The sequence below is a fragment of the Shewanella spartinae genome (assembly GCF_019457555.1).
GTDB lineage: Bacteria > Pseudomonadota > Gammaproteobacteria > Enterobacterales > Shewanellaceae > Shewanella > Shewanella loihica.
In genome coordinates this window covers 239,048-254,291 of the sequence record NZ_CP080418.1, presented here as the reverse complement: position 1 = coordinate 254,291, position 15,244 = coordinate 239,048, and the positions used below count along the sequence as shown (strand labels likewise).

Genomic DNA, 15,244 nt, shown 5'->3' with positions numbered 1-15,244 from the left:
CTCCAGAAGAGGCCATCTCTGGCCTCTTCTATTCCACACCTCATGGAGTTAGTAATTGATGGGATTCAAGAAATCACTCGTGGCCTCTATGGTCGCCTTAGTCGCCCTCTGCCTGTTGATCTCGAACTGGCTCTCCTACGTCCAGATTAAAGAGGCCACCATCGCCAGGGTTAACGACAAACTCACCGGCGTCACCCGTAACGAGTCGGCCAAGGTTGCCACCTGGTTTGGCGCCAAGGCCCAGGCCATGGATGAACTGGCCCAGCACTATCGTTTGGGGAGTTACCAGGACAACTATGTCAACACCGCGCGTCTCGCCACAGATCTCTCCGGGGTCGCCCGCATCTATTTCGGCTTCGATGACGGCAGCGCCTACTCCACCGAAACCGGTGACAAGTGGCTCAACGGCAAGGCGATCCCCGACAAGTACGATCCCAGAACCCGCCCCTGGTATCAGCAGGGTAAGGCCACAACTCAGCTGGACGTCACCGACATCTACATAGACGACGGTACGGGCCACAAGGTGATCTCCATCCTGAAGAATCTGGGTAACGGCGTGGTGCTGGGTGATATAGAACTCACCTATCTTCATGATGTTGTCAGCGCCATAGATTATCCTGGGGCGGTCGCCCTCATCACAGATCAAACCGGCAAGGTATTGGCGTCAGAGTCCCCCACCCTGGTCAGTGGCAGCCGCTTCAGCGACTTCGGCCTACCTCAGGTGCAACAGAAGATCATCGGCAGCGATGAGGTGATGCAGGAATATCGCATCGACGGCGTCGATAAGCTGGGCTTCTCTAAAGCCATCCCCCTGGTTAATGGCAAGCAGTGGTTCCTCTTCATCGGCCTGGACAAGTCGAACGCCTACGCCGTGGTCGACCAGGCTCTCACCAACGCCCTCGTCTCTTCCGCCATCATGTTGCTGTGCGCCATCAGCATCTTGCTTGGGGTCCTGTACCTCCTCTATCGCCCTATCTTGTCGCTCAAGGCTATGGTAACCGAGCTATCTAAGGGCAACGGCGATCTCACCAAACGACTCGAGATACATAGCGAGGACGATCTGGGGCAGATCTCCATGGGGATCAATCAGTTTATCGCCAACCTGCAGGCCATGATGCGCGAGGTGCTACAGGCCTCGGCCCATATCTCAGGCAGTGTCGAGCGACTCAATGGGGAGACAGAGACCAATCGTCACATCCTGTCGGCTCACACCAAAGAGACAGAGCAGATCGTCGCCGCAGTGGAAGAGATGAGCGCCACCGCCAACGACGTCGCCCAAAATGGCAGCGAGACCGCCTCCTTTACCCAACTCACCAACGAACAGGCGCTGGCATCGAAGCAGGTAGTTGCCCAGGCCACAGAGACAGTCAACCGCCTGGTTAGGGAGGTGGAACATACCGCCGACAAGATAGGCCAGATCGACCGTGACACCATCAATATCACCCAGGTGCTCAAGGTGATTGGTGACATCGCCGACCAAACCAACCTACTGGCCCTCAACGCCGCCATCGAGGCTGCTCGAGCCGGCGAGCAGGGACGGGGATTTGCCGTGGTGGCCGACGAGGTGCGGGCCCTAGCCGCGCGCACCCAGGACAGCACGGCGGAAATTGAGGAGACACTAAGCAATCTCAGAGACGCCTCTAACAGCGCTATCCACTCGATGGAGGTCACCAAGCAGACCTGTCTGGAAACCGCCAGCACCACTGAGAGGGTCGCCACGGATCTCGACGCCATCGGCAGTTCGGTTAATCAGATCAACGACCTGAACACCCAGATCGCCACCGCCGCCGAAGAGCAAAGCTCTGTCTCGGCCGAGATCACCCGCAACATGAGCGCCATCTGCGACATGGCCAACGAACTGGCTCGCAGCGGCGAGTCGAGCCGCAACGAAACCGTTAACCTGGCCACCGCCAATCAGCAGCTGGAACAGATAGTGGGACAGTTCAAACTCGACTAAGTCTCAAGCACTAACCACTCACCGGGGCCTTCTGCCTGAAGGCCTCTTTCAACCTCTCCACTACTAAACGCAACGCCAGGGGTAACTGTTGCTGGTAGGCGTGAATCGCAAACACCTCTCGCGACGGGCCGCTGTGTTCGGGTAGCACCCGCTGTAGCTTGCCCTGAGCCAGCTCAGCCTCGATAAAGATTGAGGGCACCAGGGCAATGCCGACACCTGCAATGGCGCTGTTGATGGCACTGATGGAGGTGTTGACCTTGATCTCCTTAGCCGCCTCGAAGACCAGACTACCCTGCCCTTGCAGTACCAGAGGCCGCTGCCAGGGCAGAACGATTAAGCTATGGCCCCGCAGACTCTCCGCCGTGATGAGGGCACTGCGGTTAATATAGCTGGGGGCGGCCACCAGGACGCTGTCGAGTCGGCCGATAGGAATCGCATGATAGCTGCTGTCTTTCTGCGGCCCGACAGAGATCGCCATGTCCAGGTTGTGCTGCAAGATATCCAGCCGGGCATCGTCATAATGCAACTCTGGCAGCAGCTGCGGAAACTCGCGGCAGAGTTCGGCAATGATGGGGGTGAGCAGCGGCGCCTCGAAGGCCAGGGGCGCGGTGATCGCCATGCGCCCACCGGGCACCGCCTGCTGATCATGGGCCGCCTCCAGGGTTTCGGTCAGCAGGCGCCACAGCTGACGACTGCGCTGAGCCATCGCCTCCCCTTGAGTGGTGAGATGCAGCTGGCGGGTACTGCGGGTCAGCAGCTTGATACCGAGATCTTGCTCCAGCTGGCTCACATACTGGCTCACCGCCGACTTGGTATGGCCAAGCGCCTCCGCCGCGGCGGTGAAGGAGCCCTGATTGACTACCTCATCGAAGACCAGCATCTGATATGCCAGCCGCTTTTGTTCGTTTTTTCTGAACATTCTTATCAACCAAGACCTAAATATCGCAATAAAAAATAACAATAGACTGGCGCCTCAACAGATTCAAGCGACTAGTCCTAACAACTAGTTCCAACGACTAATTCGAGTAACTAACGAGGAGCCAACATGAGTCAATCTATCCGTCAAGCCGTCATGCAAGCCAGCCAAGCCTGGATTGCCGATTTCAACCGTCAGGCCTTTGCCGACTGCATCGCCCGCTACCTGCCCGAGGCGCAGATGCAGGTCTCCCCCTTCGGCCGTTTCGATGGCATCGAGGCGATCAGCCAGTTCTGGCTCGGCTTCGCCCAGCAGAATCCCGGTGAGCTGGTCTATCGCAATGTAGAGATCAAGGTGCTCAGCGACAGTCAGGCGATACTCTCGGCCAACTGGCGCATGAACATCGCCAGCGGTTTCATCAGTAAGGAGTTGTGGACCCTGGCCGACGACGGGGAGTGGTACCTGGAAGAGGATGATTTTAGCGTGCTGACTCAACTGAGCGAGCCCCCGGCACCACAGCAGCGCACTGCCCTGGTGCTGGTGGATCTGCAAAACGACTATTTTAAGGGTGGCCGCTTCGCGCTGGATAACTGTGAGGCCGCGGCGGCCAACGCGGCCAAGCTGCTTCATCATTTTCGCAGCAATCAACTGCCGGTGATCCATGTGCAGCATATCTTCAAGGATCCCGAGGCGAGCTTCTTCCAGGCAGGCACCCAGGGCGTGGAGATCGCCGACATTGTCGCGCCCAAGGGCAATGAGCCTGTCATCATCAAACATCATGTGGACAGCTTCATCGACACAGCTCTGTCTCAGACACTGGTTGAGCTAGGCATAGACAAGCTAGTGGTTGTCGGGGCCATGGCCCAGGCCTGTGTGCAGACTCTGTGTCGTAGCGCCGTCAAGGCAGGCTTCGAGTGTGAGGTGATAAGTGATGCCATTGCCGCCCCGAGTCTCTCTTGGGAGAGTCAGGATCTGAGCGGCGAGCAGCTAGTGGCGGCGAATCTCATCTCCCTGAGCTTTGGCGGCGCCAAGGCACTCAGACTAGATGACTGGCTGATTCGGGAACGACTGGCGGGCTAATGCAATTAAACAGTCAGTGGAGCTGACAATCGAGGCGTCAGTCGAACCAAGCCGAGCGCTTCTCGGCCGCCTGACGCTTCACGCTGTCATCGATATACATGCTGACCATGGCCAGCGCCGCGGCTAGGGCGCCGAGATCGTCGGAGAATCCCACCACAGGAGTGAGATCCGGTATGGCGTCCAGCGGCGTGATGAAATAAGCCAGGGCGCCGAAGATCACCGTCTTGGCCCACTTGGGCGTGTCCGGCCTTTGCGCCGCATAGTAGAGGCACAGGGCATTGTCGATCACCTCGTGCCCAGCCTGCTTGGCAAACTGCTTAACCTTGTGCCAAAAGCCGTCGTCGCTGTAGCCTTCGGCCCCAGCCTCACCATTTTGGCCGCGATGTGAGTCACTCATAGGAAGCTCCTGTGCAATAAAAAAAGGGAAGTTGTTAAATACTCCCCTTTTTTCATCGTTTTGACCAGCGATGCTTTAGCGTTGATGCTTAGGCGTGGTGCCCCAGGCGTTCTTCACCGGACGCTTGCCAGGCTTACCACTTGAGCCAGCCTTGCCAGCGCTTGCTTTGCCCGCACTTCCCTTACCAGAAGCGCCCTTGCCTGCCGCCTGTCCCTGAGACTTGCCCTTGCCTTGGCTCTTACCTTGAGCCTTACCTTGACCGTTGCCCTTACGCTCATCGAACTGATTGGCGCTGAAACGGGTCACCGCCTTCTTACCCGCAGGTGTGTTAGCTGTCTTGGCACGATAGCCCTGACGTTCCTGGCGGGTCTCCGCCGACACCAGACAGTTCACCCCGCCGCCGATCAGATGTTCCTTACCCATCTTAATCAGGGCTTCGCGGATCATAGGCCAACCGGCCGGGTCGTGATAACGCAGCAGCGCCTTGTGCAGCTTACGCTGACGGCCGCCCTTAGGTACCTCAACAGTCTCACTGCTGTGCTTGACGTTTTTCAGCGAGTTCAGCTCGGTATGATAAATCGTCGTGGCATTCGCCATGGGTGATGGATAGAAGTTCTGTACCTGATCCAGCTTAAACTTCTCGCCCTTGAGCCAGAGCGCCAGATTCACCATATCCTCATCCGTGGTGCCCGGGTGGGCCGAGATGAAGTAAGGGATCAGATACTGCTTCTTGCCCGCCTCGGCAGAGTACTTGTCGAACAGCTCCTTGAACTTGTCATAGGTGCCCATGCCCGGCTTCATCATCTTGTTCAGTGGGCCTTCTTCGGTATGCTCTGGGGCGATCTTCAAATAGCCGCCCACATGGTGACTGGCCAGCTCCTTCACATAGCGCGGGTCTTCCGTGGCCAGGTCGTAACGCACGCCTGAGGCGATAAGCACCTTTTTGATGCCCGGCACGTCGCGAGCGGCGCGGTAGAGATCGATTGTCGCCTGATGGTTGGTATCCAGGTGGCCACAGATTGAGGGGAACACACAGGAGAGTCGGCGACAGGTACTCTCGGCCTTCACCGAGGTACAGCCCAGGCGATACATGTTGGCGGTCGGGCCGCCGAGATCTGAGATCACCCCGGTGAAACCTGGCACCTTATCTTGAATGTCCTTGATCTCTTTGATGATCGAATCTTGCGAGCGGCTCTGGATGATGCGGCCCTCATGCTCGGTAATAGAGCAGAAGGAGCAACCACCGAAGCAGCCACGCATGATGTTGATCGAGGTCTTGATCATGTCATAGGCAGGGATCTTCTCCTTGCCATAAACGGGATGCGGCACACGCTTGTAGGCCAAGTCGAACACCCCGTCCATCTCGTCGGTATTCAGCGGCCAGGCCGGTGGATTGACCCAGATGGCACGCTCGGCATGGGGCTGGAACAGGGCGCGGGCACAGCCCGGGTTCTGCTCCTGGTGCAAAATGCGCGAGGCGTGGGCATAGAGATACTTGTCACCGGCGACCTTCTCATAGCTTGGCAGCAAGACATAGGTCTTCTCCCAAGGCTTAGGTCGTGGCGGTTGCACCGAAATAGGCTTAGGCGCGTCGTTATCGAACACCTTGACGTCGCTTGGGCCAGAGAGATTCTGACAGCCCACGTCGTCGGCGCCATAGGGGTTAGGAATAGGGTCTATCTTGTGCAACTGATCCAGCTTACGCGAGTCCATCCCCTTCCAGCCATACAGGGGCTCTTTACGGATCACCGTGGTGCCGCGCACATCATGGATGTCACCGACGCTCTCACCGGCGGCGAGACGATGGGACAGCTCCACCAGCGGGCGCTCGGCGTTACCGTAAACCAAGATATCGGCCTTGGCGTCTAAGATCACCGAGCGGCGCACCTTATCTGACCAATAATCATAGTGGGCGATACGGCGCAGGCTGGCCTCAATACCGCCGATCACCACGGGCACCTGCTTATAGGCTTCTTTACAGCGCTGGGTATAGACGGTCACGGCGCGATCCGGACGCTTGCCGCCGACGTTACCGGCCGTATAGGCATCGTCATGACGCAGACGGCGCTCGGCGGTGTAACGGTTGATCATCGAATCCATGTTACCCGCGGTCACGCCGAAGTAGAGGTTGGGCTTACCCAACTTCATGAAATCCTCTTTGCTCGACCAGTCTGGCTGAGAGATGATGCCCACCCTGAAGCCCTGAGCCTCCAGCATGCGGCCAATCACCGCCATGCCGAAGCTGGGATGATCCACATAGGCGTCACCCGTGACGATAATGATGTCACAACTATCCCAGCCCAGCTTGGCCATCTCCTTGCGCGACATGGGCAAGAAGGGCGCCGGTTTCTCATTGCGGCCCAGATACTTGGGATGGGAAAAGAGTGTGGATTCGACCTGCATGTATGATACTGCCTAACTTTAAAACCAAAGAGTAAGTGTAGTCGCCATGCGGCTCGGCGTGACGACCACTAAAAGGAGGCGGAGTATAACAGCGAAACCTGCTTAAGTGTGAACAAAAAAGCAGCAATGATGGCGATTTTCTATGCCAAGATGAAATAAAACAGATTCACCACCGCCAGGGCCAGTATCACCAGCCAGCTGAGCAGCACGCCCCAGAAACGGCCGAAGTGATAGCCGCCACGTCCCTGGGTCAGACCTATGGCGTGTAAGATGCGCGCCACCAGCCAAACGGTGCCTGCCGCATGCAGATAGACGGGTGCCAAGCCGTTAAGCTCGGCGAGTAGCAACAATAGCAGCGCCATCGGGGCGTTCTCGATAAGGTTGGCATGTACCCGGTTGGCGAGGCGTAGCTCTTCGCTGCCACCTGAGCCCAGGCCTATCTTGAGTCCGCGCCTGAGGCGCACCACGCGATAGGTAAAAAACACCGCCATGATGGCCGTGAGAGCAATATAAAATCCCGAAACGCTTACCGACATATCTCTATCCTTAATGACACCAATTTAATTCACGCCAGGCTGCACCCCTGGCAAATAACAGCCTTTAGCTCTATTAGCTGAAAGCTTGGACAGGCCAGCGAAAAGTGCCTTGAAATCCTGCCCTTGGCTAACTTAACCCGAATTTAAAAAAATTCCCAAGCCATTAACCTTTTTGGTACAAGATAGGTTAAGATGCGCTCGCTTGAGCACCACCCCCAGATTTCACCATCATGGACTGTACAATTGGATAATGCAGAGTTTCTTGAAAAACGCAGATTTATCATAAAATTAGGTAAAGCGCTGCACAAGTTTGGTACCCCTGCCTACCGTCTAGAGGCCCATCTGCAATCGATCTCTAAGGTCTTAGGTATCGAGGGTTACTTTCTGATCTCGCCAACCTCCATGACCTTTGTGTTGCAACACGATACGGATCAGGAATACAACCATATGGCACGCGTTAAGCCTGGCGAGCTGGATCTAGGCTCCCTGGCCCGTACCGACGAGTTGGTGGAAGAGGTACTGTCTGGCAAGCGTACCCTGACCGAGGCACTAGAGCGACTCGAAGAGATCGCTAACAAGCCTAATCCCTATGGTCCCTTGCTGACCCTGCTGGCCTTTGGCACCTCTGCCGGTGCCTTTGCCATGTTGATGGGCACCAGCTGGAATGACGTCTTCTGGTCGGCGCTGCTCGGCTTCATGGTCTATGGCCTTGTCTACCGCGCCGAACATTCCAAGCGTATGGCCGAGACCCTTGAGCCCCTTGCCGCCATTTTGTGCGCCATCGCCGCCTGTGGCATCGCCTACTTCGACCCTTATATCAATATCCCCGTGGTGATCCTCTCGGGCATCATAGTCTTTATCCCCGGGTTGGCACTGACACTGGGGCTGGCCGAGCTGGCGGCGCGGGATCTGATCTCGGGCACTGCACGTATCATGGACGCCTCCATGTTACTGTTTAAGCTTTATTTCGGCGCCATTTTCGGCATGGTGATAGGCAATGCCATCTTTGGCGAGGCGATCTATTTCGAGCCAGAACCTCTGCCGCGCTGGGCTATCTGGTCCGCCGTGCCGCTGCTCTCCGCCGCGCTGGTGATCATCTTCAAGGCGAGGCTGAAAGACTCTCCCTGGGGGATATTCGCCGGTATCGTCGCCTTCTTCTCCGCCATGCTGGCCGGGATCTATCTGGGGGAATCTATCGGTATCTTCTTCGGCGCCCTGGCGGTGGGGATCTACTCTAACCTCTATGCCCGCTGGATGAAGTCGCCCGCCTCCATCGCCCTGCTACAGGGGATAGTGATCTTGGTGCCCGGCAGTAAGACCTATATCGGCCTCAACACTCTTATCCTCGGTGAGACCATGCTCAACCAGTCCCACATAGGCACGCAGATCTTCCTGATCTTCATGTCGCTCATCGCCGGACTCATCTTTGCCAACGTCGCCGTACCGCCGCGTCGTACCCTCTAATTGACCAGCCAAGTCCTGATGCGGCCTAGACGCCTGCATCAGGATTTGCGCAAGTAAAATCATCAGCTTATTTTATCTTCGCCGCTTGACTATTTAGCGTTGCGGGTGTGTTATTAAATTGTGTCTAACTTATAACCCCCTGAGTTCTCCTTAACGATAAAAGCAAAGATAAGGATGATCGCTATGCTGACTGGTGCGCGCTACTCTCTGCTGTTTGGCTGCCTATTGGCGAGCGGCCTGTGCGCGGCCGAGCCGCAGCAAGCAAGCGCATCAGATAAAGCGGTAGACGCAGATGCATCGACTCAGCAGCTCAACTCGAACGGCAGCCCCGCCGACGAGGCGCAGCTCAATCAGAAGAAGTCGATCAACAACATAGTGGTGGTCAGCAACGCCATCTTCGACGAGTCGGATCCCGACGCCTTCTTTATCCATCGCTGGGCCAACTACCTGCATATCAACACGCGGGAGTCGACCATACTCAACAAGCTCAGCTTCAACGATAAAGACAAGGTGTCGCAGAAGGATCTCGACGAGGCCCAGCGTATCTTGCGATATGAGCCCTACATTCGCGATGCCAGGATCAACTTTGCCCAGCGCGATCCAGATGCCGGTGCAGAGGAGACAGGCGAAGGCGAGACAATATTGGTGGAAACCTGGGACAACTGGTCGCTGCTACCCACCTTCAGCGCCGGTCACAGCGGCGGCGAGAGTAAGTTTTCCGTCGGCATCAAAGAGGATAACCTGCTGGGGCTTGGGGTACGTACCCGCCTGAAATATAAGTCGACCGCCGATCGCACCGGCTATCAGCTGGCCTTTCGCGTGCCCACCGACTGGCTGGTGAAGCACTCGACCCTCACCGCCAACTTTTACGACAACAGCGACGGCCAGGCGACCATCTTAGACTTCACTAAGCCCTTCTATCGTCTGGATACCAAAGACATGTATTCGGGCCACTTTATCGATGATCTGCGCACCGACACCATCAGGCAGAACGGCTTCGACGTGAACGAGTTTGAACATAAGGTAGAGTACGCCAACGCTCAATATGGCTGGCGTCTGAACAAGGTGGACGACTGGCGCTCGCGCATCATAGTCGGGGTAACCCAGGACAAGCATAGCTTCGCCAATATCCCACAGTTCCCCACCAGCGAACTACCCCAGGACAGGGACTTCCTCTACCCCTGGGTCGCCTATCAGTTTATCGAAGACGACTACAAGGTGCTCAACAACGTCTATCTGATCAACTATAACGAAGACTTCAACCTGGGTTGGCAACACTATGTCAAACTTGGCCTGGAGACCCAGGACACGGCCGGCAGCAACCCCCTGGGCTACCATGTCAACTGGTACTCCTCCCGTGGCTATAAGGGCGACGATCAGCTGATCTTGCTCAGAATGGATGGCGAAGGGGTATTCGCCACCAGCCAGCCCGACTACTTTAAGGTCAACGCCACCGCCGAGTACTTCTATCAGATCAATCCCAAGTGGACCGCCTACTCCAAGGTGCGCCTAAGCACCTCGAAAAACAACTACTTGGACGCCCCCTTCGCCATGGGAGACAACACTGGCGTGCGCGGCTACCCCAACGACTACCAGCATGGTGACAACCAATGGTTATTCAGCGCCGAGATTAGAAACTACCCCAACATCAACCTATATCAACTGGCCGAACTCGGCTGGGCGGTCTTTACCGATGTCGGCCAGGCCAGCGGCGGCCCGGATCAAGACAATGAAACCTCAGGCCCCATCGGCAGCGTCGGCATAGGTGCCCGCATCTACTCCTCTCGCTCCAGCTATGGCAACGTGGCCCACATAGATCTCACCCTCCCCTTTACCAGCGGCGCCGAGGTAAACAGCTGGGAATGGCGCTTCCAGGTAAAGACCCATTTTTAGCCCCAGCGCAGATCCCTGCCCAGCGACTAAACTGATAGATGTCGTGGCCATAAAGGTAGAACGCGCATCATGATCTCGCCAAAATTCAGAATACTGTTATTGATCATGCTCTTGCAGCTGCCGCTTTCCTCATGGGCCGTGGCAAGCGATCTCAATATCGTCTATCACGACTTCGCCCCCTTTAGTTATGAGGACAATCGAGGCCGGGCCCAGGGTATCTTGGTAGAACTCACCCAGGCGGTCTGCCTGCAGTGGCCGGGACGTTGCGACATCTCGATTCGTCCCTACCGCAGAGCGATGCACATGTTTTCCAGCGGCGAGGCTAAGGGGATCTTTCTCGGCTGGAACCGGGAGCGGGCCGAGTCCATGTGGTTCTCCCTGCCGCTGGTGCAGACGGAATACGGCTTCTACACCTTAAATGACTTTCCGATCACCGACCTGAGTCAGCTGGCGGGTAAGGTGATTGGCGTCTATGGCCCCTCCAACACCTACACCTCGCTCATGCGCCAACAAGAGAAACTTAAACGCCTGTCGCTGCCGCCCCTGCTCACCGACATCTATCCCCAGGGCGATGCCTTGCCGGTTCGCATGCTGCAGAAACGCAGGTTCGACGCCTACTATGTCAACAAGGATGTGGGCCGTTTCTACGCCGGACAGGTTGGCTTGAGCCAGCTGCATTATCTCAGCGCCGAAAGGGCAATTCTGTACTGTGTCGCCTTCAACAAGGCCTTCACCGACAGCGAGACGGTGCGCCAGTTTAACCACCTGTTTCTCAGGCTGTTACAGGAAGGACGCCTGGATAAGATCTACCAGAAATATCAGATGCAGCCGATCCGCTTGCCACAGACTGATTTTGTCCCCAAGAGCATGCCTTATTAAGATTCTGAGAGAGCGGCTACGGGAAATGGGCTCTAAAAAAGAAAAGGCCCGTCTGTCATAAACAAACGGGCCTTACTAATGTGTTGAGTTGGCCGATAAGCCGGGTCCTGTCGTGGACAGTTATTCATCTAGGCCTGCAATCGCTCACAGGCTCAAGCGACCTACCCGGTTCCAACGCGAGCCACGCATTAATTCCTAAGAATAGTGGAACCCTATTTGGTCTTGCTTCGGGTAGAGTTTACCTTGCTACGGACTGTTACCAGCCGCACGGTGCGCTCTTACCGCACCCTTTCACCCTTACCAATCCGAAGATTGGCGGTCTTCTCTCTGCTGCACTTGTCGTCGGTTCACACCGCCCAGGCGTTACCTGGTACCCTGCTCTATGAAGCCCGGACTTTCCTCCCCGCTCTATTGAGCGCGGCAACTGTCTGGCCAACTCGGCGCGGATTATAGCCTAATGCGACGCGGCGCACCACCTTATATTAGCGTAGTGCCTTTCGACTAGAGATCCAGCTCGAGCCCTAGCTTATAGAGGGCGTTCTTCTTCAGCCCATGGATCTGCGCCGCCAGCGCCGATGCCTTCTTCAGCGGCAATTCCTGACTCAGTAGCTTAAGCGTCTCCAGCGCCTGGGCAGGCACGCCGGCATCTTCATCTGTGCGATGACCGTGGCACATGAGCACGATTTCGCCTTTCTGCTGGTTGGGATCCTCACTCACTGTCGCCAGCACCTCAGCGGCGGGGCCAGAAAGAAAGGTCTCGAAGGTCTTGGTGACTTCACGGGCCATCACCACCTGACGATCGCCCCCAAGCGCCGCCACGATAGAGGTTAGGCTGTGAACGATGCGATGTGGCGACTCGTAGAAGATCAGGGTGCGGGGATCTTCTTTCAGCTCTGTCAGCTTATCGAGACGTCCCTTCTCCTTGGCGGGCAGAAAGCCCTCGAACGAGAAGCGATCCGACGGCAGCCCAGAGGCGCTCAGCGCCGTGATGGCCGCACAGGGGCCCGGCAGCGGCACCACCTTGAAACCGGCTTCACGCACCTGTGACACCAGATGATAGCCAGGATCGGAGATCAACGGCGTACCGGCATCGGAGATCAGCGCCACAGATTCACCATTGGCCAGCTTCTGGATGATCCCCTGAGCCCGGTCGCGTTCGTTGTGATCATGCAGCGCCGTCTTGCGGGTCTCTATGCCGAAATGGCTCAGCAATTTACCGCTATGGCGAGTGTCCTCACAGGCGATAAGGGAGACCTGATTCAATACCTCAAGGGCGCGGCTGCTGATGTCTCCAAGGTTACCGATTGGAGTAGGAACTATGTAAAGTGCGACCGACAGGTCCATATCTACCTCTGTAATGATTGTCACAAGACTTTCGTCAGGCGTAAGAGAAGGTTAAACTACAGCCAGCATCTTACCAGAGTGAAGTCCTGTGTTAAAAAGACTGAATACAACTAAATTAATCTCCGCCGCTGTGTTGGCCACAGTATTATTCGGTTGTGCCACGGCGCCAACCCCAGTGAAAGAAACCAGCACCCAAGTTTCTTTGGTGAATGCCACCCAAAGCCCTGCAGAGTACCTGGCGGATGCCAAGCAGGCCACCGATGCCGAGCAGAAGAATCGTCTGATGCTGCTCGCCGCCCACGCCTTTATCAACCAAGGCGACACAGGCAATGCCAGCAAGACGCTAGCGGCCGTAAAACCTAGCCTGGTCAACAAACCCGAGATCCTGGCCGAACACAGATACCTGAGCGCCAGAGTGCTGGAGCAGACGGTCAACTATGATCAGGCCCTGGCTCAACTCAATTACCCCAGCCAGTGGCGACTCGCCAACTGGCAGATGGTCTCCTACCATCAGCTCAAGGCGCGTCTGTTTCAGCTGAGCAAATCGCCAATCGAGCAAGCAAAAGAACTCACCCTGCTGGCCAATTACCTGCCGAGCATGGAGGCGAGTGAAGTCAACGACGAGATCTGGGGCATATTGCAGCCCCTGCACGAGCAGACACTGCTGGCATTCAGTCAAGATAGCAGCAACCCCATCTTTGCCGGCTGGCTGCAGCTGGCCTATATCGCCAAGCATTATGCCATAGACCCTCAGCAATTGGTGCAGCAACTGGGTAACTGGCAGCAGGACAACCCAGGCCATCCGGGCGCCAAGAAGCTACCGACGGATCTGGAGCGCGCGCTGAATACCAAGCCTTACAAGCCGAAGAAGATTGCCGTCTTGCTGCCGCTCACCGGCCCGAGAGCCGCCATCGCCGACACGGTCAAACAGGGGATCATCTCCAGCTACCTGACCAATCCGGACGACTCGGTATCGGTTAACTTCTTCGATACGGCCCAAGGCGCCGAGCTTGCGCAGCAGCAGGCGATTGCCGCCGGTGCCGACTTCATCATAGGCCCGCTGTTACAGTCTGAGGTGGAGAGTCTGATGCAGGCAGAGGCGAAAGCCAGCCAGCAGGCCGATGGTCAACAGCAGCCTGGCGCTCAACCGCAGGCGCAAGCTCAGATACAGCCTAAGGTGCCCCAGCTGTTCCTCAACCATGTGGACAGCTTCACGCCATCGAACGACCAGTTCTTCTACGCGCTCTCACCCACCGACGAGGCGGTAGATGCCGCGCAGAAGCTCTATAACGACGGCATAGAGAAGCCACTGCTGCTCGCCAGCGACGACGCAGTCGGTCGCCGCATGGCCGAGGCCTTTAACGGTAAGTGGCAGGAGCTCACCCATGAAGCGGCCGAGATCCACTACTACAAGCGCGGCGACGAGATGAAGGTCACTGTGCAGAAGTCTCTAGGGGTGATCGACAGTAAGGAGCGTATCGCCCGTATCAAGACGCTGCTGGGCAATAAGATCGAGGCCGACTTTAGATCCCGCCGCGATATCGACGCCATCTATATGATCGCCAGCAACCAAGATCTGCCTCTGCTCAAGCCCTTTATCGACGTGAATTTCAGCGTGTTTGCCGAGCCGGTGCCGCTATACACCACCAGCCGCAGCCGTATCGAGAGCCAATCGCGCACCGCCGCCCAGGAGCTGAATAACCTGACCATCAGCGATATTCCCTGGTTGATCGAGACTAACGCCGAAACCGCCGAGGTCGCCCGTCTCTGGCCGACCTGGGGTAACAGCCAGAAACGCCTGTATGTGATGGGTTTCGATGCCCTGCAACTGGTGAGCAAACTGGCGCAGATGCGTGCTCTGCCCGGCTACCAGTACTCGGGTCGCAGCGGCCTGCTTTCTGTGTCGCCCGATGGTACGATTAACCGTCAGCTCAGCTGGGGACGTTACCAGCGAGGCAATTTGAGACCCCAATGACGAGTGCCGAGCACCTCACCAAGGGCCAGCAGGCGGAAGATCGCGCGCTGGCCTATCTGGAACAACAGGGGCTCAAACTGGTCGAACGAAACGTACGCTACCCATTTGGCGAAATTGACCTCATAATGCGCCAAGGTCACAAATGGATTTTTATTGAGGTAAAATACCGCCAATCGAAACAGTTTGGCGGTGCGATACAGGCAGTTAGCCGAGGCAAGATAGCAAGGCTTAATCGAGCGGCAAGCCATTATATGCAGCTCAATCAGATAGATGCGCAGTGTCGCTTCGATCTCCTGGCCATCGATGGCGATGACATTCAGTGGATCACCAACGCCTTTTAGTGCTCCACTCAGCCATCACTATGCCACCACTATGCAAGTGAAGGCTTGTTAAACAGTTT

At 56.6% G+C, this 15,244-nt stretch carries 12 protein-coding genes and 1 other RNA gene; 7 read left to right on the top strand and 6 right to left on the bottom strand.

The window, feature by feature from the left end; genetic code table 11:
• Positions 1-58 precede the first annotated feature (58 nt).
• On the top strand, positions 59-1,957 hold the full coding sequence (locus tag K0I31_RS01250; protein ID WP_220079630.1) for a methyl-accepting chemotaxis protein: 1,899 nt from the start codon (positions 59-61) through the stop codon (positions 1,955-1,957).
• A gap of 10 nt (positions 1,958-1,967) precedes the next feature.
• On the opposite strand, the gene K0I31_RS01245 is transcribed toward K0I31_RS01250, so the two are convergent.
• Entirely contained in the window at positions 1,968-2,876 is a 909-nt protein-coding gene (locus K0I31_RS01245; protein ID WP_258406548.1) for a LysR family transcriptional regulator, read from the bottom strand.
• 126 nt (positions 2,877-3,002) lie between these two features.
• Between K0I31_RS01245 and K0I31_RS01240 the strand changes: the two genes are divergently transcribed.
• On the top strand, positions 3,003-3,953 hold the full coding sequence (locus K0I31_RS01240; protein ID WP_220079628.1) for a cysteine hydrolase family protein: 951 nt from the start codon (positions 3,003-3,005) through the stop codon (positions 3,951-3,953).
• Between the two features lie 37 nt (positions 3,954-3,990).
• Here K0I31_RS01240 and K0I31_RS01235 read toward each other — a convergent pair whose 3' ends face one another.
• The 3 genes from K0I31_RS01235 to K0I31_RS01225 all read right to left on the bottom strand — a co-directional run bounded on the left by K0I31_RS01235 (position 3,991) and on the right by K0I31_RS01225 (position 7,289).
• Positions 3,991-4,350: a YkvA family protein gene (locus tag K0I31_RS01235; RefSeq protein WP_220043922.1), complete on the bottom strand. Its 360-nt coding sequence runs from the start codon at positions 4,348-4,350 to the stop codon at positions 3,991-3,993.
• A gap of 75 nt (positions 4,351-4,425) precedes the next feature.
• Entirely contained in the window at positions 4,426-6,753 is a 2,328-nt protein-coding gene (locus tag K0I31_RS01230) for a YgiQ family radical SAM protein (protein WP_220079627.1), read from the bottom strand.
• A 140-nt stretch (positions 6,754-6,893) separates the two neighbouring features.
• Positions 6,894-7,289, bottom strand: coding sequence for an MAPEG family protein (locus K0I31_RS01225; RefSeq protein ID WP_011864039.1), 396 nt, complete (start codon positions 7,287-7,289; stop codon positions 6,894-6,896).
• Between the two features lie 243 nt (positions 7,290-7,532).
• On the opposite strand from K0I31_RS01225, the gene K0I31_RS01220 reads away from it, so the two are divergent.
• The 3 genes from K0I31_RS01220 (at position 7,533) to K0I31_RS01210 (ending at position 11,525) form a co-directional block, all read left to right on the top strand.
• On the top strand, positions 7,533-8,753 hold the full coding sequence (locus K0I31_RS01220) for a threonine/serine exporter family protein (protein ID WP_041406264.1): 1,221 nt from the start codon (positions 7,533-7,535) through the stop codon (positions 8,751-8,753).
• A gap of 183 nt (positions 8,754-8,936) precedes the next feature.
• A complete protein-coding gene (locus K0I31_RS01215; protein WP_220079626.1) occupies positions 8,937-10,646 on the top strand; it encodes a ShlB/FhaC/HecB family hemolysin secretion/activation protein in 1,710 nt (569 codons plus the stop codon).
• 69 nt (positions 10,647-10,715) lie between these two features.
• Positions 10,716-11,525, top strand: a complete 810-nt coding sequence (locus K0I31_RS01210; protein ID WP_220079625.1) for a substrate-binding periplasmic protein — start codon at positions 10,716-10,718, stop codon at positions 11,523-11,525.
• Between the two features lie 80 nt (positions 11,526-11,605).
• Here K0I31_RS01210 and rnpB read toward each other — a convergent pair.
• Together rnpB and rsmI are read right to left on the bottom strand one after the other, a co-directional pair.
• Positions 11,606-11,965, bottom strand: an RNA gene (gene rnpB / locus K0I31_RS01205) — RNase P RNA component class A.
• 61 nt (positions 11,966-12,026) lie between these two features.
• Positions 12,027-12,869 carry a 16S rRNA (cytidine(1402)-2'-O)-methyltransferase gene (gene rsmI / locus K0I31_RS01200; protein WP_011864035.1) on the bottom strand — a complete coding sequence of 281 codons (843 nt, stop codon included), beginning with the start codon at positions 12,867-12,869 and terminating at the stop codon, positions 12,027-12,029.
• 88 nt (positions 12,870-12,957) lie between these two features.
• Here rsmI and K0I31_RS01195 point away from each other — a divergent pair, with 88 nt between their 5' ends.
• Both K0I31_RS01195 and K0I31_RS01190 read left to right on the top strand, forming a co-directional pair.
• Positions 12,958-14,844, top strand: a complete 1,887-nt coding sequence (locus tag K0I31_RS01195) for a penicillin-binding protein activator (RefSeq protein ID WP_220079624.1) — start codon at positions 12,958-12,960, stop codon at positions 14,842-14,844.
• Positions 14,841-15,185 (top strand): YraN family protein, encoded by a 345-nt coding sequence (locus tag K0I31_RS01190; RefSeq protein WP_220043916.1) that lies wholly within the window; start codon positions 14,841-14,843, stop codon positions 15,183-15,185. Before K0I31_RS01195 ends, K0I31_RS01190 begins: the two co-directional genes overlap by 4 nt.
• The last annotated feature ends 59 nt before the right edge of the window (positions 15,186-15,244 follow it).

Coding starts and splice junctions, on each gene's coding strand:
- K0I31_RS01250 (WP_220079630.1), top strand. CDS start 59: ATGGGATTCAAGAAATCACTCGTGGCCTCTATGGTCGCCTTAGTCGCC.
- K0I31_RS01245 (WP_258406548.1), bottom strand. CDS start 2,876: ATGTTCAGAAAAAACGAACAAAAGCGGCTGGCATATCAGATGCTGGTC.
- K0I31_RS01240 (WP_220079628.1), top strand. CDS start 3,003: ATGAGTCAATCTATCCGTCAAGCCGTCATGCAAGCCAGCCAAGCCTGG.
- K0I31_RS01235 (WP_220043922.1), bottom strand. CDS start 4,350: ATGAGTGACTCACATCGCGGCCAAAATGGTGAGGCTGGGGCCGAAGGC.
- K0I31_RS01230 (WP_220079627.1), bottom strand. CDS start 6,753: ATGCAGGTCGAATCCACACTCTTTTCCCATCCCAAGTATCTGGGCCGC.
- K0I31_RS01225 (WP_011864039.1), bottom strand. CDS start 7,289: ATGTCGGTAAGCGTTTCGGGATTTTATATTGCTCTCACGGCCATCATG.
- K0I31_RS01215 (WP_220079626.1), top strand. CDS start 8,937: ATGCTGACTGGTGCGCGCTACTCTCTGCTGTTTGGCTGCCTATTGGCG.
- K0I31_RS01210 (WP_220079625.1), top strand. CDS start 10,716: ATGATCTCGCCAAAATTCAGAATACTGTTATTGATCATGCTCTTGCAG.
- rsmI (WP_011864035.1), bottom strand. CDS start 12,869: ATGGACCTGTCGGTCGCACTTTACATAGTTCCTACTCCAATCGGTAAC.
- K0I31_RS01190 (WP_220043916.1), top strand. CDS start 14,841: ATGACGAGTGCCGAGCACCTCACCAAGGGCCAGCAGGCGGAAGATCGC.